15 protein-coding genes are annotated in these 17,127 nt (G+C 70.3%); 8 read left to right on the top strand and 7 right to left on the bottom strand.

Annotated features, from left to right (window positions below):
* Positions 1-93: 93 nt before the first annotated feature.
* Together HSX43_RS08570 and HSX43_RS08565 are read left to right on the top strand one after the other, a co-directional pair.
* Positions 94-1,272: an ammonium transporter gene (locus HSX43_RS08570; protein ID WP_179379684.1), complete on the top strand. Its 1,179-nt coding sequence runs from the start codon at positions 94-96 to the stop codon at positions 1,270-1,272.
* Positions 1,273-1,375: 103 nt separating this feature from the next.
* Entirely contained in the window at positions 1,376-2,212 is an 837-nt protein-coding gene (locus HSX43_RS08565; protein WP_179379683.1) for a hypothetical protein, read from the top strand.
* On the opposite strand, the gene lipA is transcribed toward HSX43_RS08565, so the two are convergent.
* A complete protein-coding gene (gene lipA / locus HSX43_RS08560; protein ID WP_179379682.1) occupies positions 2,198-3,151 on the bottom strand; it encodes a lipoyl synthase in 954 nt (317 codons plus the stop codon). The genes HSX43_RS08565 and lipA overlap by 15 nt on opposite strands.
* Positions 3,152-3,284: 133 nt before the next feature.
* Between lipA and HSX43_RS08555 the strand changes: the two genes are divergently transcribed.
* A complete protein-coding gene (locus HSX43_RS08555) occupies positions 3,285-3,710 on the top strand; it encodes an excinuclease ABC subunit B (protein ID WP_179379681.1) in 426 nt (141 codons plus the stop codon).
* A 3-nt stretch (positions 3,711-3,713) separates the two neighbouring features.
* Here the strand turns inward: HSX43_RS08555 and speB are convergent, their stop codons facing one another.
* Entirely contained in the window at positions 3,714-4,676 is a 963-nt protein-coding gene (gene speB, locus HSX43_RS08550) for an agmatinase (protein ID WP_179379680.1), read from the bottom strand.
* Positions 4,677-4,772: 96 nt separating this feature from the next.
* Here speB and HSX43_RS08545 point away from each other — a divergent pair, with 96 nt between their 5' ends.
* A complete protein-coding gene (locus HSX43_RS08545; protein ID WP_179379679.1) occupies positions 4,773-5,273 on the top strand; it encodes a flavin reductase family protein in 501 nt (166 codons plus the stop codon).
* A 47-nt stretch (positions 5,274-5,320) separates the two neighbouring features.
* On the opposite strand, the gene HSX43_RS08540 is transcribed toward HSX43_RS08545, so the two are convergent.
* The 3 genes from HSX43_RS08540 to cysS form a co-directional block, all read right to left on the bottom strand.
* A complete protein-coding gene (locus tag HSX43_RS08540) occupies positions 5,321-6,076 on the bottom strand; it encodes a squalene/phytoene synthase family protein (protein WP_179379678.1) in 756 nt (251 codons plus the stop codon).
* Positions 6,077-6,086: 10 nt separating this feature from the next.
* Positions 6,087-7,688 (bottom strand): citramalate synthase, encoded by a 1,602-nt coding sequence (gene cimA / locus HSX43_RS08535; RefSeq protein WP_179379677.1) that lies wholly within the window; start codon positions 7,686-7,688, stop codon positions 6,087-6,089.
* A 100-nt stretch (positions 7,689-7,788) separates the two neighbouring features.
* Entirely contained in the window at positions 7,789-9,144 is a 1,356-nt protein-coding gene (gene cysS, locus HSX43_RS08530) for a cysteine--tRNA ligase (protein WP_179379676.1), read from the bottom strand.
* A gap of 209 nt (positions 9,145-9,353) precedes the next feature.
* Here cysS and HSX43_RS08525 point away from each other — a divergent pair, with 209 nt between their 5' ends.
* The 4 genes from HSX43_RS08525 (at position 9,354) to HSX43_RS08510 (ending at position 14,464) form a co-directional block, all read left to right on the top strand.
* The gene (locus HSX43_RS08525; RefSeq protein ID WP_179379675.1) at positions 9,354-10,541 is read left to right on the top strand and encodes a pyridoxal phosphate-dependent aminotransferase; all 1,188 of its coding nucleotides are present in this window, start codon (positions 9,354-9,356) and stop codon (positions 10,539-10,541) included.
* Positions 10,538-11,341, top strand: coding sequence for an isocitrate lyase/PEP mutase family protein (locus tag HSX43_RS08520; RefSeq protein ID WP_179379674.1), 804 nt, complete (start codon positions 10,538-10,540; stop codon positions 11,339-11,341). The genes HSX43_RS08525 and HSX43_RS08520 overlap by 4 nt, the downstream gene beginning before the upstream one ends.
* A complete protein-coding gene (locus HSX43_RS08515) occupies positions 11,338-12,720 on the top strand; it encodes a pyridoxal phosphate-dependent decarboxylase family protein (RefSeq protein WP_179379673.1) in 1,383 nt (460 codons plus the stop codon). The genes HSX43_RS08520 and HSX43_RS08515 overlap by 4 nt, the downstream gene beginning before the upstream one ends.
* Positions 12,721-12,937: 217 nt before the next feature.
* Positions 12,938-14,464, top strand: a complete 1,527-nt coding sequence (locus HSX43_RS08510; protein ID WP_179379672.1) for a trimethylamine methyltransferase family protein — start codon at positions 12,938-12,940, stop codon at positions 14,462-14,464.
* A 99-nt stretch (positions 14,465-14,563) separates the two neighbouring features.
* On the opposite strand, the gene HSX43_RS08505 is transcribed toward HSX43_RS08510, so the two are convergent.
* Complete coding sequence (locus HSX43_RS08505; protein WP_179379671.1) at positions 14,564-15,193, bottom strand: bifunctional 4-hydroxy-2-oxoglutarate aldolase/2-dehydro-3-deoxy-phosphogluconate aldolase; 630 nt, start codon at positions 15,191-15,193, stop codon at positions 14,564-14,566.
* Positions 15,194-15,263: 70 nt separating this feature from the next.
* Positions 15,264-17,069: a phosphogluconate dehydratase gene (gene edd, locus HSX43_RS08500; RefSeq protein ID WP_179379670.1), complete on the bottom strand. Its 1,806-nt coding sequence runs from the start codon at positions 17,067-17,069 to the stop codon at positions 15,264-15,266.
* Positions 17,070-17,127 lie beyond the last annotated feature (58 nt).

Below are 17,127 nucleotides of genomic sequence, written 5' to 3'. Positions count from 1 at the left end.
ATTGAAATTATGCAGCGTAATCCGCCCCTGCCGCTTTTCCGCGCAAACGACAGTCGCCACTCCGCCCCCTGACCAACAGGGGAGGGAATCGAAATGGTCGGAGCGGATACCGCCTGGATCCTCGTCGCGACGGCACTCGTGCTGTTCATGACGCTGCCGGGGCTTGCGCTGTTCTACGGAGGGCTCGTGCGATCGCGCAACGTGCTCAGCGTCTTCATGCATTGCTATGCGATCGCCTGCCTGATGAGCGTGCTCTGGCTCGCCGTCGGCTATTCCATCGCCTTCGGCGACGGCAATGCCTACTGGGGCGGCCTCGGCAAGGCCTTCCTCGCCGGCATCGACGGCGAGACGCTCTCGGGCACGATCCCCGAGGTGCTCTTCTTCGCCTTCCAGATGACTTTCGCCGTCATCACGCCCGCGCTGATCGTAGGGGCCTATGTCGAGCGGATCAGCTTCGGTTTCGTCCTCGCCTTCTCGGCCGCATGGATGCTGCTCTGCTATGCGCCGGTCGCGCACTGGATCTGGGGCGGCGGCTTCCTCGCCGACGGCGGGCTCTTCGGCGAGACCGGCGTGCGTGACTTCGCCGGCGGCCTCGTCGTGCACGAGACGGCGGGCATCGCGGCGATCATCGTCTCCGTCTTCCTCGGACCGCGGGGAGACGCGACAAAGCCGCCGCACAACCCGGGCTACGTGATGATCGGCGCCGCGATGCTCTGGGTCGGCTGGTTCGGCTTCAACGGCGGCTCGCAACTCGCGGCCGACGGCGGGGCCGCCATGGCGCTGACCGTGACGCATATCTCGGCCGCCGCCGCCTCGCTCAGCTGGGCCGCATGGGAGAGGATCCGCTTCGGCAAGGCCTCTCTCGTGGGCATCGTGACCGGAACGATCGCGGGTCTCGCCTCGATCACCCCGGCCTCGGGCTTCGTCGGCCCCGTCGAGGCGCTCGTCATCGGCCTCGTCGCCGGTGTTCTCTGTCAGGAAGCGGTCAACGTGATCCGCAACGTCCTCCGGATCGACGATACGCTCGACGTCTTCGCCGTCCACGGCGTCGGCGGGATCTTCGGGTCGATCATGATCGCGGCCTTCGGCGCGGGCAGTTGGGCCGCGCAGCTCGGTGGGCTGGCCATCGTCGGGGTCTTCACCGTGGCGATGACGCTCGCCATCGTGCTCGTCCTGCGGCTCGTCTTCCGGATGCGGGTCGACGCCGACACCGAGCAGGAGGGTCTCGATCTCGCGGTTCACGGCGAGCAGGCCTATCCGTCGCACAGCTGACCGCCGTCGCATCGAGTGACGAAGGGGCACCTTCGCGTGCCCCTTCTGCGTTTCCGCTGCGGGGCAGCTTGTGCCCGCGAAGACCGTCCGCCACCCTGCCCCGATGACCGACCCGACGTTCCAGACCCGCTTCGACGCTCTCAAGACCGACCTCGACGACCCGGATACACGTTTCATCGGCGGCGACATGGTGGAGGCGCTGGAGGCGCTGCTGCCGCTCGCGGGTGACGGAACAGCTGCCGAGACGCGCCTCCGACGGGAGCTGGCCGTACTCGAAGGCAAGCGAGGAGACGTGGCCTGCATCGCCCATGCCGCCCGCGCCGCTGCGCTGAATGCGACCCATGACGTGCTGACCGGGGCCGAGCTCTTCTGGATGCACTACGTGACCGCAGATACGGCCAACATGTGGGGCACCGGGGCGCAGACGCTGGCCCATGCCGCAGGGGCACGGCCCCATCTGGACGCCGCCGAGACCACCGACATGCACCGCGACTCTCTCGATCTCTACGAGGCCTCCGGACGGATCGCGGCGGGAGACGTTGCTGCGGGGCACTCGGCCCTGATGGCTCTGGACACGCGCCTTCTTGCGCGCGACGGGCCGACATATGCCGGGCGGATCACCGTCCTGACGCGCCTGACCGATGCCTGCAACTCGCTGGGAGATCATACGGGGCGGATCGAGGCCGGGCGCACGATCATAGAGACCGCTCTTGCCGCGGGTGACCCCGGACGCGCGACGAGCGGCAGCATCTCCCTCGCGCGCATGTGTCTCGACGCGGGCGACACGGCGGGGGCCAGGGCCGCGACGGAGGGTGCCGCCACATATGCCCAGGCGGCCAGCCCATCGACCCGGACCTGGGCCGCAAAGGAACGTCAGGACCTCCTCGCCGAAATCGCCGCGAGCCGTCCCTGGTGGCGTCGCCTGCTAGGCCTGTCCTAGACGTTGCAACCGGGCTTCGCGCAGGCGCGCGAAATCGTCGCCCGCATGGTAGGAGGAGCGCGTGAGCGGTGTGGCAGAGACCATGAGGAACCCCTTGCCGTAGGCCGCCTTCTCGTAGCCGGCGAATTCCTCGGGTGTCACGAACCGGTCGACGGCGTGGTGCTTCGGCGTCGGTTGCAGGTACTGGCCGATGGTCAGGAAGTCGATGTCGGCCGCGCGCATATCGTCCATCACCTGCACGACCGACTTCCGGTCCTCCCCCAGGCCGACCATGATGCCCGACTTGGTGAACATGCTCGGATCGAGCTCCTTCACGCGCTGCAACAGCCGCAGCGAATGGAAGTAGCGCGCGCCAGGGCGCACCTCGGGGTAGAGGCCGGGCACCGTTTCGAGGTTGTGGTTGAAGACGTCGGGCTTGGCCGCGACGACGACCTCCAAGGCCTCGGGGCCGCACTTGATGAAGTCGGGCGTCAGGATCTCGATGGTCGTCTCGGGGCTGCGCTTGCGGATCGCGCGGATCGTCTGCGCGAAATGCTCGGCCCCGCCGTCCGCCACGTCGTCGCGGTCGACGCTCGTGACGACGACGTGGTTCAACCCAAGCTTCTGCACCGCGTCCGCCACGCGCCCCGGCTCGAAGACGTCGAGCGCCTCGGGCGGCTTCCCAGTGGCGATGTTGCAGAAGGTGCAGGCGCGGGTGCAGACCTCGCCCATGATCATCATCGTGGCGTGGCCCTGGGACCAGCATTCGCCCACGTTCGGGCAGCCCGCCTCCTCGCAGACAGTGACGAGCCGATGCTCGCGCATGATCTTGGCGGTCTGCTTGTAGCCCTCGCCGACGGGGGCCTTAACCCGGATCCACGCGGGCTTCTTCGGCTGCGGGTTGTCCGGCCGGCGGGCTTTCTCGGGGTGGCGCTGCTCCGGGATCTTAAGGTCGCGCATGTCGTTGCCTCCCAAGGCTGTTTCACTTCACCTAGCAACTTGCCCCCCTGCGATCCAGTGCGGCCGCGTCGCGGCATGACGGCCTTGCGGCCCGCGCATGGACCGAAGGACGCGCGCCCGCTAGGTTCGTGCCATGCGCACGCTCGTCCTCTTTCTGCTCTGTCTGCCGCAGGCGGTCGCCGCCTGGACCTTCGCGCCCGAGCCGATCTGCACGGTCGCCGACACGCAGGACGCGGTGACGATCGAGGTGACCTTCGATCCGGCCACGGCGCTCTACGCCATCGCCTTCACCCGCGCCGCGGGCTGGCCCGACACGACGACGCTCGCCCTGCATTTCGATCGGGGGATGGGCGATCTCACGATCACGACCGACCGCCATGTGGTCGAAGGCCCCCGCCTGTCGGTGACGGATCGGGGTTTCGGCAACGTCTTGCGCGGGTTGGAGTTCTTCGGACGCGCGACCCTCCTGATGGACGGGCTGACCCTCGGCTTCGACACCACGCAGGCGGGCGAGCCGGTGCGCGCCTTCCGCGACTGCCCCGCAACGCCCACGGCCTGACCGTCAGCCGCGCCGCGTCCAGCCCCAGAGGCAGATCAGCTCCATCAGCACATGCGCCCCGGCGATGGCCGTCGCCCCGGTCGTGTCATAGGGCGGCGAAACCTCGACCACGTCGCCGCCGACCATGTCGATCCCCGCCAGATCCCGCAGGATCGCCGCTGCCTGCCCCGAGGAGAGCCCGCCCCAGACCGGCGTGCCCGTACCCGGCGCGAAGGCGGGGTCGAGGCAGTCGATGTCGAAGGTCAGATACGCCGGCCTGTCGCCGACGATCGACTTGATCCGCTCGGCCACTTTCCCGGGTGCCGCCTCGTGCACGGCGCGGGCGTCGATGGTGGTCACGCCGAGCGTGTCGGGGTTCACCGTGCGGATGCCGACCTGCACGCTCGTCGCCGGGTCGATCACCCCGCTCTTCACCGCCTTGTAGAACATCGTGCCGTGGTCGATGCGATCCATGTCGTCGTCGGGCCAGGTGTCGGAATGGGCGTCGAACTGGATGAGCGAGAGCGGGCCATGCTTCTCCGCATGGGCCTGCAGGATCGGGAAGCTGACGGAGTGGTCGCCGCCCATGGCAAGGCAGCCCGCGCCCTGCGCGAGGATGCCCGCCACGTGGTCGCGCAGCGCGGCGGGGAAATCCGCGACCTTCGCATAGTCGAAACCCACATCGCCGTAGTCGGCGATCGCGAACTCCTCGAGGGGCGAATAGTCCCAGTAGTAGGGCGGATCGAAGACCTGCAGGCTCGACGCCTCGCGGATGGCGCGCGGCCCGAAGCGGGAGCCGGGCCGATGCGTCACCGCCTGATCGAAGGGCACGCCGGTGATGGCGAGGTCGAAGCCCGTCAGATCCTTGGTATAGCGCCGGCGGAAGGCCGACGTCGCACCGCCGAAGGCATTCTCGAAGTTCAGACCCCGCGCGTCCCGCCGCGTGAAAGCCCCGTCCACCTCGTCACGCGCATCCTGCAATGCCATCGGCCCCTCCCTCTTCGGTCCGGCGCGATAGGATCACGGGACGCGGCCGCGCGAAAGCCCCTCGACACCGGCGACCGATAGGTTACGTGACAGGCCATGTCCGAGACCGACCTGCGCCAGGAATTCATCCACGCCATGAGCCGCGCCGCCGCCACGGTGAGCGTCGTGACGACCGACGGGTCGGCCGGCCGCGCGGGCGTGACCGTTTCGGCCATGACGAGCGTGTCGGCCGACGGCGACGCGCCCACCATCCTTGTCTGCGTGAACGAAGGGGCCTCTGCCGCCGCCCCGATCTTGGAGAACGGGCGCTTCGCGGTGAACGTGCTGTCGTCCGAGCAACAGGAGGTCGCCGACGTCTTCGCCAGTCGCATCGCGGCCCCGGGCGGCGACAAGTTCGCGGTCGGGCACTGGTCGACGCTGGCGACGGGGGCCCCGGTGCTCGACGCTCTGGCGAGTTTCGACTGCGCGGTGCAATCGGCCTCGCTCGTGGGCACGCATCACGTCATCATCGGGGCGGTGCGGGCGGTGCGCGTTTCGGAAGAGGGGTCGCCGCTGATCTACGGGATGCGGTCATATCTCAGGGCGCATCCGGCCTGAGCGCGGCGCGGCTGCTCTGATATTTTTGAGTATTTTCGGCAGGAAGATCAGGCACGCAGGCTGGCCCAGGCCAGGCGCAGACGGCTCATCGCGGGATTGAGCGCCGGCGATTGGCCGGGATGCGCCGCGATGGCGCGGAGTTCTGCGCGCGTGTCGCTGAGCAGGAGCAGGACGGGGCGCGCAGGCGGCTCGATCCGGGCCTGCCCCAGCCGGTCGAGCGCGGCAAGGCCAGCCCGCGCGAGGCGTTCGAGAACGGCGTGAGGCTCTCCGGGCGGGAGCGGGTTTCGCGCCTTTTCAACGAGATCCGGGACGGCCTTCAGATAACTTGCCAGCCCCTGCGCAAGGCCCGCATCGCGGATCGCCGGTGCATCCGTCGCCCCTGCAAGCCGCGCCGCCGTCCAGAGGAGCGTGCCGGAGGTCCGGTCTATATAGCGCAGAAGCGTGTCGTCGTCCGCGGGGGCGGTGCCTTCGATGTCGGCCCGGCGGGCGGCGACGAGATCGTCGAGGTCGCGCGCGCCCTGCGCATCGAGGACGGCGGCGAGCGGGGTCACGACCTCGTGGCGACGGACGCGGCCGCCGCTGGCGATCTCGTCGAGCGCGTCACGCCACCATTGCAGGCGCATTTCCGCGATCATCGGCTCCTTCGTGACCCAGGGCGCGCGCGCGACCTCGAGGTTGAAGGCGTAGAGCGGGAAGAGCATCCGGCGCAGCGCGACGGGCGCCGCCATGACGGCGCGAAAGCGGGCGGGGTCGCCCCGCGCCACGAGGCCCGCGCAGGCCGCGATCTGGTCGTCGATCTCCATGGGAATGAGCCTAGTCCGCCTGACAGAGTTTCCAGCGCACCGCGTCGAGCAGCGCCTCGAAACTCGCATCCACTATGTTGGGCGAAACACCCACGGTCGACCAGCGGCGGCCGGCGTCGTCCTCGTGGTCGATGATGACGCGGGTGACGGCCTCGGTCCCGCCCTGCATGATCCTCACGCGGAAATCCTTGAGCCGCATGTCGGCGATCCGGTCCTGCAGCGGGCCGAGATCCTTCGCCAGCGCCTTCGAGAGCGCGTTGACGGGCCCGCGGTCGCTGCCGGTGTCGTCGAGGCTCTCGGAAACGGAGAGCCGCTTCTCGCCATCGACCTTCACCACGACGACAGCCTCGGAGACGGTGACCATCTCGTTGTACTTGTTCTTTCGCCGCTCGACGGTCACGCGGTAGCGCTTGACCTCGAAGGCCTCGGTCAGCTGGCCGAGCTCCGCCCGCGCGATCAGCTCGAAGCTCGCCGGGGCCATGTCATAGGCGTAGCCCGCGTCCTCCCGCGCCTTGACCACCTCGAGGATGCGCCGCAACTGTGTGTCGTCGGCCGCGAGCCCCAGGTCGCCAAGCCGCTTGCGCAGGTTCGACAGGCCCGCCTGGTTGCTCATCGGCACGATGCGCGCGTTGCCGACGGCCTCGGGCGGGACATGCTCGTAGGTCGTCGGATCCTTCAGGATCGCGCTGGCGTGGAGCCCGGCCTTGTGCGCGAAGGCCGAGGCCCCGACGTAGGCCGCCTCGCGTCGGGGCACACGGTTCAGGATGTCGTCGAGCCGGCGCGAGACCTTCATCAGCTGCGGCAGGGTCTCCCGCGCCACTCCGGTCGTGTAGCGGCTGGCATAGGGCTCCTTGAGGAGGAGCGTCGGGAGGAGCGACGTCAGGTTCGCGTTGCCGCAGCGCTCGCCGAGGCCGTTCAGCGTGCCCTGGATCTGCCGTGCGCCGGCCTCCACGGCAGCGAGGGAGCCAGCGACGGCCTGTTCGGTGTCGTTGTGGGTGTGGATGCCGAGGCGCGCGCCCGGAACGCCGGCGGCGATCACGGCGCGCACGACCTCGGCGATGCGGCCTGGCATTGTGCCGCCGTTCGTGTCGCAGAGCACGACCCACCGCGCGCCCGCATCGAGCGCCGCGCGCGCGCAGGAGACCGCGTAATCCGGGTCTTCGGCGTAGCCGTCGAAGAAATGCTCGCAGTCGAAGAGCGCCTCGCGCCCGCAGGCCACCAGATGCGCGACGCTCTCGCGGATGGCTTCGCGGTTTTCTTCCAGCGTGACACCGAGCGCGGTGCGCACGTGGAAGGGATGGGTCTTGCCGACGAGGCAGACGGCGGGCGTCCCGGCGTTGACGACCCCGGCCAGCACGTCGTCGTTCGCGGCAGAGCGACCGACCCGCTTCGTCATGCCGAAGGCCGTCATCGTGGCGCGGGTCTTCGGGGCGACCGCGAAGAACTCGCTGTCGGTTGGGTTCGCGCCGGGCCAGCCGCCCTCGATATGGTCGAGGCCGAGCGCGTCGAGCATCTGCGCGATCTCGATCTTCTCGGCCGCCGAGAAGAGGACGCCCTGCGTCTGCTGCCCGTCGCGCAAGGTGGTGTCGTAGAGGTAGAGGCGTTCGGTCATAGGTGACCCCGTCCTTGGGTCTGTTTCGCGCCGGGGCGACGGCTGGCAAAAGAGCGCGGCCTGCCTGTGCCTGACGGACGGGAGAAAACGGACGGAACGCTCACACCAGACCCTCCAGCTTCGCGGGGTCGAAGCCCGGTCCGGCCTCCCAGCCCCGCCCCTTGCCGTCGGTCACCACGACGCCCGCGGCCAGAAGCCCGTCGCGCAGGGCATCGGCGCGGCCCCAGTCCTTCGCGGCGCGGGCCTCGATCCGCGCGGAGAGCACGGCCTCGACCAGCGCATCGTCGCCGCTGTCGACCCAGGCCCCCATTTCGTCGCCCAGAAGCCCGAGGAGCGCGGCGGAGGCCTTGAGCGACGCCCCGTCGCCCGCTTTGGCCAGACGGTGCAGCTCGGCGATGGCCCCCGGTGCGTTCAGGTCATCGCGGAGGGCCGCCAGCACCGCCGGATCGGGCGCACCGCCCTCCCCGGCCAGCGCGCGCCACTTGCGCAGCGTGCCCTCGGCCTCCCGCGCCTTGGCCTCGGTCCAGTCCATGGGCTTGGCATAATGGGTCGAGAGGAAGACGAAGCGGATCACCTCGCCCGGGACGCCCTTGTCGAGCAGATCGCGGACGGTGAAGAAATTGCCGAGGGATTTCGACATCTTCCGGCCCTCGACCAGCAACATCTCGTTGTGGAGCCAGACCTGCGCGAAGCCCGCGCCCGGGTCGGCGCAGCAGCTTTGGGCGCGCTCGTTCTCGTGGTGCGGGAACATCAGGTCGTTGCCGCCGCCATGGATGTCGAAGGAGGTGCCGAGAAGCGCCTTCGACATGGCCGAGCATTCGATGTGCCAGCCGGGGCGGCCATGGCCGAAGGGGCTGTCCCAGCCCGGCTCGCCCTCGGCCGAGGGCTTCCAGAGGACGAAGTCCATCGGGTCGCGCTTGAAGGGCGCGACCTCCACGCGGGCCCCGGCGATCATGTCCTCGACCGTCCGGCCCGAGAGTTTGCCGTAGCCCTCGTAGGAGCCGACGGAGAAGAGCGCGTGCCCCTCGGCCACATAGGCGTGTCCCGACGCGACCAGCCCCTCGATCATGGCGATCATGTCGCCGATGTGGTCCGTCGCCCGGGGCATGTGCGTGGGCGCAAGCGTGCCGAGCGCGGCCATGTCGTCGAGATACCATTCGGTCGTCTCTCGGGTGATGTCGCCGATCGCCCGCCCGGTCTCCTCCGCGCGCGCGATGATCTTGTCGTCGACGTCGGTGAAGTTGCGCACGTAGGTCACGCGATCCGCGCCGTAGTCGTGCCGCAGGAGCTGGAACAGCAGATCGAAGAGGATGACGTTGCGCGCGTTGCCGAGGTGGGCGCGGTCGTAGACGGTCGGCCCGCAGAGATAGAGGCGCACGTCCTCGGGGTCGAGCGGCGCGAAATCCTCGACCCGGCGGGTGAGCGAATTGCGAAGGCGGATCGTCGGCGCGGCCATGCGCACGTCTCCTCTCAGGGGCGGACGCGGGGCGGACCGGGCGGACACGGCAAGCCCCGGGGCCCGCCGAAGTCACATCAGCGGGCGGAAGCGATGCAGATAATGCAGATCGTCGTGCCCATGGGCGGGGCCTAGCACGCCGCCCCGGCCCTGCCAAGGGCGGCGCATCGGGGTTTACAGTGCCCCGCGCCCCGTGCCCCATGCGCGCCATGACGTCCCTTTCCGCACGCATCCGCTCCCTTGCGCAGACCGGTGACGGTTGGGCCGTCTACTATCGCGCACGCGCCCTGCGGGAGGCCGGGGCGCAGGTCATCGACCTGACGGTGGGCGAGCCCGACCGAGGCACGGACCCGGCGATCCTCGATGCCTTGGTCTCTGCGGCGCGGAACGGGCAGACGGGCCATGCGCCGCTCACGGGAACGGACGCGCTGCGCGATGCCATCGCCGCCCGCGTGGCAGCGCGCACGGGCGTCGCCACGACCCGCGCCAATGTCGCCGTCACCATGGGCGGACAGTTCGCGCTCTTCGTGGCCTGCATGGCGGTGGCCGACCCGGGCGCGGCGCTGCTTTACCCCGATCCGGCCTACACGAGCTATGCCGCGACGGCCCGGGCCGCCGGCCTCGTGCCCGTCCCGGTTCCCGCACGTCCCGAAGACGGTTTCGCCCCGCGCGCCGCGGACCTGGCGGCGGCGGTCACGCCCGCGACGCGCGCGCTTCTCGTCAATTCGCCCAACAATCCGACGGGCGCGGTCTACGATGCCGACACCCTTGCCGGGGTCGCCGAGGTCGCCACCGCCAACGATCTCTGGGTGATCTCCGACGAGGTCTACGACTCGCAGGTCTGGACCGGGGACCACCTGAGCCCTCGTGCCCTGCCCGGCATGGCCGAGCGTACGCTCGTCGCCGGGTCGCTCTCGAAGAGCCACGCCATGACCGGCAGCCGCCTCGGCTGGCTTATCGGCCCGGAGGCGGCCATCGCCGCCGCCGCCGACCTCTGCAACACCACGACCTACGGACCGGCGGGATACATCCAGAGCGCCGCGCTCCATGCGCTGTCGCTCGGGCCGGCCTTCGAGGCCCGTCTCGCCGCGCCCTTCCGGCGGCGGCGCGACGCCTGCCTCGACCGGCTTGCCGCGCAGCGGATCGTGAGCGTCATCCCGTCGGGCGGGGCGATGTACCTGATGCTCGACATCCGCGCGACCGGCCAGAGCGGCACCGCCTTCGCCCATGCGCTGCTCGACGCCCATCGCATCGCCGTCATGCCGGGCGAGAGCTTCGGGCCGGCGGCGGCGGGCCATGTCCGCCTCGCCCTCACCCGCCCCGATGCAGAGCTTCTCGCCGCGCTCGACACGCTTCTGACCTTTGCCCAGCACCTCTCACAGGAGATGACGCCATGACCGACTTCCGCGCCCTGCACCGCCCCGGCTCGCCCTTCATCCTCGCCAACGCCTGGGACGTGGGCTCCGCCCGGATGCTGCGGGCGCTCGGGGCCGAGGCCATCGCCACCTCCTCGGCAGGCTTCGCCTTCACCCGCGGCTTGCCCGACGGCGGCAAGATCGGCCGGGCGGAGGCCATCGCCCATGCGAAAGACCTGTCCGATCACCTGAACTGCCCCGTCTCTGCCGACCTGGAAGACGGCTACGGCCCCGAACCCGCGGATGCAGCCGACACCGTGGCCGAGGCGGCGCGCGCGGGCCTTGCCGGATGCTGCATCGAGGACGTCGCCCCCGACGGCAGCGCCTATGCGCTCGAGGCCAGCGTCGCCCGCGTGACCGCCGCCGTGGCCGAAGCGCGGCGGGCGAGCCAGGACTTCGTCTTCACCGCCCGCGCCGACGGCGTGATGACCGGGGCCTACGATATCGATGAGGCCATCGCCCGCATCCGCGCCTTCGAGGCGGCCGGGGCCGATGTGCTCTACGTGCCGATGCCCGAGACGATGGAGGGCCTCGCGCGCATCTGCGCCGCCGTCGAGGCGCCGGTGAACGCGCTTGCCGCCGGACAATGGACGCAGACCACGCAGGCCGATTTCGCCGCCGCGGGCGTCGCGCGCATCTCGCTCGGCTCCGCGCTCGCCCGCGCGACGCATCAGCTCATCCGCGACGCCGCGCAGGAGATGTTCGGCGCGGGCAGCTTCCAGAAACTCGGCGGCATCGGCTCGGGCGAGGTGGACGGCTACCTCGACGCAGGCGCGCGGTGAACCACGACGACCTGAACGCCTGGTCGAAGCGCGCCGCCGACTGGGTGACGGCCTATCACCGCGATCTGCGGGACCGGCCCGTGCGGGCCCAGGTCACGCCGGGCGCGTTGCTCGACCGCCTGCCCGCGACCGCCCCCGAGGCGGCCGAGACGCCCGAGGCGATCTTCGCCGATTTCGAGGCGCTGATCCCCGGCGCGCTGACCCATTGGCAGCACCCCCGCTTCTTCGCTTATTTCCCGGCCAACGCCTCTCCGGCCTCGATGCTGGCCGAGCAGCTCGTGAACGGCATCGGAGCGCAGGGGATGCTCTGGCAGACAGCCCCGGCCGCGACCGAGCTGGAGCAAGGGATGATCCGCTGGCTCCTCGCCGCGCTCGACCTGCCCGCGGACTGGACGGGTACGATCCACGACAGCGCCACGACGGCCACGCTCTGCGCCGTGCTGACGATGCGCGAACGGGCGCTCGGGTTCCGCGGCCTGACCGAGGGGCTGCAGGGGCAGCCGCGTCTGCGCGTCTATGCCTCGGCCGAGACCCACTCCTCGGTCGACAAGGCGGTGCGGCTCGCCGGGCTCGGACAGGAGAACCTCGTCAAGATCACGACCCGCGCCGACCTGTCGATGGATCCGGCGCAGCTGCAGGCCGCGATCGAGGCCGACCTCGCCGCCGGCCACCGGCCCGCCGGTGTCGTCTTCTGCGCCGGTGGCACGGGTGTGGGGGCCTTCGACGACATCGCGGCCTGCCTGCCCGTCGCGCAGACGCACGGGCTGATGACCCACGTGGATGCCGCCTGGGCCGGCAGCGCGGGCGTCTGCCCCGAGTTTCGGCCCCTGATGGCCGGTGCAGAGGGTTGCGACAGTTTCGTCTTCAACCCGCACAAGTGGATGGGCGCGCAGTTCGACTGTGCCGTGCAGCTGATGCGCGACCCGCTCGACCAGATCCGCACGCTGGGCCTGCGGCCGGATTACCTTCAGACGCTCGAAGGCGAGGAGGTCACCAATTTCAACGAATGGACGATCCCGCTCGGCCGGCGGATGCGGGCACTGAAGCTGTGGTTCGTCATGCGCGCCTACGGCCTCGACACGATCCGGGCGCGCATCCGCGATCACGTCGCCTGGACGTCGGAGCTCTGCGCGGCGCTCCGGGCGGAACCGGGCCTCGAGATCACGTCAGAGCCGCGCCTCGCGCTCTTCTCCTTCGCGCTTTCGGAGGGGTGCACGGCGACCGAGGCGCTCTTGCAGCGCATCAACGCCGATGGTCGGATCTACCTGACGCAAACGACGCATCGGGGCCGTCTCGTGATCCGCTTCACCTGCGGCACATGGGATGCGACCCGCGCCGACGTGATGGAAACCCTCAACGTCATCAGGGAATTGCGTTAGCGCCGCCCGCCTCGTCCGGCTGCGGATGCCTCTCCCGCGACAAGTCGCAAACAGGCGCGACAGCGTCGCAGGCGCGCGCCACGCTCCTCCCATGGTGCCGAGGACCCATCATCTTCTGACCCTGCGCGTGATCGGTGCGCGGCGCGGGCGTGCGGCCCGGGGGCGGCCGGCGGCGGCCTGAGCCCGCCCCGCACCCGAGACAACCGCAGGACAGACCATGAACCGACCCCTTCGCACCGGAGGACGCGCCGCCCGCAAGGCCGCGCGTGCCACCGCCCTGCCCGACCACCTTCGCCCCGTGCGCCCGGGCCTCCAGGGCGGGCGCTACCGTCCTCTCGCCGACGCCGACGTCACGGCGATCCACGAGGCCGCGCTCACCGCGCTCGAAGAGATCGGCCTCTCCGGCGCTCCGCCCTCGGGCGTCGAGGCCATGACGCGCGTGGGCGTCGTGTTGGGGGACGACGGTCGCCTCCGCTTCCCACGCGCGGTCGTGGCGGAGATGCTGGCCCTCGCGGCCCGCGACATCACCCTGCCGGCGCGCGATCCGGCCTTCGACCTCGACCTGAGCGGGGCGCGCGTGCACTTCGGCACCGCCGGGGCCGCCGTCAGCGTGGTCGATGCGGTGACCGGAGCCTATCGCGACAGCACCCTCGCCGACCTGCACGAGGCCGCCCGGCTCACCGAGGCGCTCGACAACATCCACTTCCTGCAACGCCCCATCGTCGCCCGCGACATCGAGGGCGAGCAGTCGCTCGACCTCAACACGCTGCACGCCTGCCTCACCGGGACGCGCAAGCATGTGGGCACGAGCTTCTGCACGGCCGGGACGGTGCCGATGTGCCTCGACTACCTCTACATGGTGGCCGGCGGCGAGGAGGCATTCCGCGCACGCCCCTTCGTGCTCAACACCAATTGCTTCGTCGTCCCGCCGCTGCGCTTCGCGACCGAAAGCTGCGAGGTGATGGAGGCCTGTATCCGCGGCGGGCTGCCCGTGCTCCTGCTCTCCGCAGGTCAGGCGGGTGCCACGGCGCCCGCGTCGCTTGCCGGGGCGATCATGCAGGCGGTGGCCGAGTGCCTGGCCGGGGTCGTCTACGTCAATTCGATCGCGCCCGGTCACCGGGCGGTCTTCGGCACCTGGCCCTTCGTGTCGGACCTGCGCACCGGCGCGATGTCCGGCGGCTCGGGCGAACAGGCGCTCCTGACGGCGGCCTGCGCGCAGATGGCGCGGTTCTACGGGTTGCCCGGCGGCGCGGCCGCGGGGGTGGCGGACGCCAAGCTGCCGGACATGCAGGCCGGGTGGGAACAGGGCATGTCCGACGTGATGGCGGGCCTCGCCGGGCTCAACATGGTCTACGAGGCGGCGGGGATGCATGGCTCGCTCATGGGCTTCTGCCCCGAGAGCCTGATTCTCGGCGACGACATGATCGGCGCGGCCCTGCGCTGCGTGCGCGGGGTGGAGGTGAACGAGACCACGCTCTCGCTCGACGCGATGCGCGCGGTCTGCCTCGACGGGCCGGGCCACTACCTCGGGACGGAGGAGACGCTGTCGGTCATGCAGTCGGAATACGTCTATCCCGCGCTCGGCTGCCGGGTGAGCCCGAAGGAATGGGCCGAGGCCGGGCAGCCCGACCTCGTGGCGAAGGCCCGCGACCGCCGCGCGCACCTTCTGGCGGGGCCCAACACGGCGGCGTTTCCGGTGGACCTGGAGCGGGCGCTGCGGGATCGATTCGATCTCTTGGTGTGAAGGTTGGCGTCATGGCCGGGCTGGACCCGGCCATCCATGATGGTGCACCGCGCTCGTCCTACGGTGGATCGTAGGGTCAGGCCCGACGATGACGGCGTATCAGTGCGCCGCCTTCGCCAGCGCCTCGATCCCGTCCCAATCCCCGGACTGCATCATCGCCTTCGGAGCAACCCAGCTGCCGCCGACGCAGAGGACGTTCGGGAGCGACAGGTAGTCGGCCTTGTTCTGCGGGCTGACACCGCCCGTCGGGCAGAAGGCGATCTGCGGGATGGGCGCGCCGATGGCCTTGAGGGCGGGCGCGCCGCCCGAGGCTTCGGCGGGGAAAAACTTCAGCATGTCGTAGCCCTTCTCGAGGAGGGCCATGGCCTCCGTCGCGGTCGCCGCGCCGGGCAGGAGCGGCAGGCCCTCGTCGACGCAGGCCTGAACGAGCGTGTCCGTCGCGCCCGGCGAGACGCCGAAGGTGGCCCCTGCTGCCTTGGCAGCCTTCACGTCTGCCGGCGTCAAGAGCGTGCCGGCCCCGACAATCCCGCCCGGCACCTCGGCCATGGCGCGGATGCAGTCGAGCGCCGCGGGCGTGCGCAGCGTCACCTCCAGCGCCGGCAGGCCGCCGGCGACGAGCACCTCGGCCAGCGGTGCGGCGTGGGCGACATCGTCGAGCACGAGAACGGGGATGACGGGAGCACGTCCGGCGATGTCGCGGGCGGCCTTGGACTGGTCTGCTGGGGTCATGGGTGGATCTCTCGGTGGTGTGTCATCCTCGGGCTCGACCCGGGGATCTTAGGCGGGCGCGGCGGTCAAGTCAGACCACCACCCCCGCTCCGGTATCGGCGCGGCCGGCGGTGGCGCGGAACAGGCGGAACATCTCGCGCCCGAGCCCGTGATCGTTGGCCGAGAGGTCGGGCACGGCGACGGTGCGCTCGGCCACGCCCTCGGTCAAGACAGCGAGCGTCCCGGCCGTCGCGTCGACGCGGATCAGGTCGCCGTCCTCCACCTTGCCGATGAGGCCCCCATCGAGCGCCTCGGGGGCGACGTGGATGGCCGCGGGCACCTTGCCCGACGCCCCCGACATCCTCCCGTCGGTCACGAGCGCGACCTTGTGGCCGCGTTGCAGCAGCACCGTCAGGACCGGCGTGAGGCCGTGCAGCTCGGGCATCCCGTTGGCGCGCGGGCCCTGGTAGCGGACGACGACGACGCAGTCTCGGTCAAGCTCGCCGGCCTTGAAGGCATCCTTCACCGCCTGCTGGGTCTGGAACACGCGCGCAGGTGCCTCGACGATGCGGTGCTCCTCGGCGACGGCGGAAATCTTCATCACGCCGAGGCCGAGGTTGCCGCGCACCTGCTTCAAGCCGCCGGTCGTGGCGAAGGCATCGTCCGGCGCGCGCAGGATCCTGTCGTTCTGCGTCTCCGTCGGCCCCGGGGCCCAGGCGATGCGGCCGTCCTCGAGTTTCGGCTCGCTCGCGTAGGCCGAGAGCCCCTGCCCCGCGACGGTCGACACGTCGTCGTGCAGAAGCCCCGCTTCCAGGAGCCGCCCGATCATGTAGGGCAGCCCGCCCGCCGCGTGGAAATGGTTCACGTCGGCAAGCCCGTTCGGATAGACGCGCGCCATCAATGGTGTCGCCTCGGAAATCGCGTCGAAATCGGCGCAGGTCAGCCGCACGCCCGAGGCCCGCGCCATGGCGATCAGATGCAGGACGAGGTTCGTCGACCCGCCCGTCGCCATCAGACCGACGAGACCGTTCACATAGGCCTTCTCGTCGAGGATGTCGCAAACCGGCGTATAGGCGTTGCCGAGGCCGGTGATCTCGGTCGCGCGCACGGCCGCCGCGTCGGTCAGCGCATCGCGCAATGGCGTGCCGGGGTTCACGAAGGAAGCCCCCGGCAGGTGCAGGCCCATGAACTCCATCAGCATCTGGTTGGAATTGGCGGTGCCGTAGAAGGTACAGGTGCCGGGCCCATGGTAGGAGGCCATCTCGGCCTCCATCAGCTTGTCGCGGCCGATCTTGCCTTCGGCGAAGTCGCGGCGGACCTTTGCCTTCTCGTCGTTCGGAAGGCCGCTCGTCATCGGACCGGCGGGCACGAAGATGCCCGGCAGGTAGCCGAAGGTGGAGGCGGCGATGACGAGGCCCGGAACGATCTTGTCGCAGATGCCGAGGTAGAGGGCGCTGTCGAAGGTGTTGTGGCTGAGCGCGACGCCGGTGGCGAGCGCGATCACGTCACGCGAGAAGAGGCTGAGTTCCATCCCCTGCTGCCCCTGCGTGACGCCGTCGCACATGGCGGGCACGCCGCCCGCGACCTGCGCGGTCGCCCCCGCGGCGCGGGCGGCGGCCTTGATGCGGTCGGGGTAGTCCTTGAACGGCTGATGCGCGCTCAGCATGTCGTTGTAGGCGGTAACGATACCGATATTCGGGGCACGGTCCCCCACCAGATCACCCTTCGCCTCGCCCATCGCGGCATAGGCATGGGCCTGGTTGCCGCAGTCGAGATGGGCGCGACGTGGCCCCTGCTGCGCCTGGGCCCGCATCCGAGAGAGGTAGTCGGCGCGACTGTCGCGCGAGCGTTCGCGGATGCGGTCGGTGATGGCGTCGATTCGGCTGTCGAGTGGCATATCGGGCCTCCTTGGGGGACGACATGCACCGTTAGCGCTAACGGTTCAAGGGCCTTCC

Origin of the sequence: Jannaschia marina, assembly GCF_013404595.1 — a bacterium.
GTDB lineage: Bacteria > Pseudomonadota > Alphaproteobacteria > Rhodobacterales > Rhodobacteraceae > Jannaschia > Jannaschia marina.
The sequence above is the reverse complement of the archived record's forward strand: the minus strand, read 5'-3'. Positions and strand labels throughout refer to the sequence as shown.

Bases quoted from the DNA above. Each gene is read 5' to 3' on its own strand.
- HSX43_RS08570 (WP_179379684.1), top strand. From the start codon at position 94: ATGGTCGGAGCGGATACCGCCTGGATCCTCGTCGCGACGGCACTCGTG.
- HSX43_RS08565 (WP_179379683.1), top strand. From the start codon at position 1,376: ATGACCGACCCGACGTTCCAGACCCGCTTCGACGCTCTCAAGACCGAC.
- lipA (WP_179379682.1), bottom strand. From the start codon at position 3,151: ATGCGCGACCTTAAGATCCCGGAGCAGCGCCACCCCGAGAAAGCCCGC.
- HSX43_RS08555 (WP_179379681.1), top strand. From the start codon at position 3,285: ATGCGCACGCTCGTCCTCTTTCTGCTCTGTCTGCCGCAGGCGGTCGCC.
- speB (WP_179379680.1), bottom strand. From the start codon at position 4,676: ATGGCATTGCAGGATGCGCGTGACGAGGTGGACGGGGCTTTCACGCGG.
- HSX43_RS08545 (WP_179379679.1), top strand. From the start codon at position 4,773: ATGTCCGAGACCGACCTGCGCCAGGAATTCATCCACGCCATGAGCCGC.
- HSX43_RS08540 (WP_179379678.1), bottom strand. From the start codon at position 6,076: ATGGAGATCGACGACCAGATCGCGGCCTGCGCGGGCCTCGTGGCGCGG.
- cimA (WP_179379677.1), bottom strand. From the start codon at position 7,688: ATGACCGAACGCCTCTACCTCTACGACACCACCTTGCGCGACGGGCAG.
- cysS (WP_179379676.1), bottom strand. From the start codon at position 9,144: ATGGCCGCGCCGACGATCCGCCTTCGCAATTCGCTCACCCGCCGGGTC.
- HSX43_RS08525 (WP_179379675.1), top strand. From the start codon at position 9,354: ATGACGTCCCTTTCCGCACGCATCCGCTCCCTTGCGCAGACCGGTGAC.
- HSX43_RS08520 (WP_179379674.1), top strand. From the start codon at position 10,538: ATGACCGACTTCCGCGCCCTGCACCGCCCCGGCTCGCCCTTCATCCTC.
- HSX43_RS08510 (WP_179379672.1), top strand. From the start codon at position 12,938: ATGAACCGACCCCTTCGCACCGGAGGACGCGCCGCCCGCAAGGCCGCG.
- HSX43_RS08505 (WP_179379671.1), bottom strand. From the start codon at position 15,193: ATGACCCCAGCAGACCAGTCCAAGGCCGCCCGCGACATCGCCGGACGT.
- edd (WP_179379670.1), bottom strand. From the start codon at position 17,069: ATGCCACTCGACAGCCGAATCGACGCCATCACCGACCGCATCCGCGAA.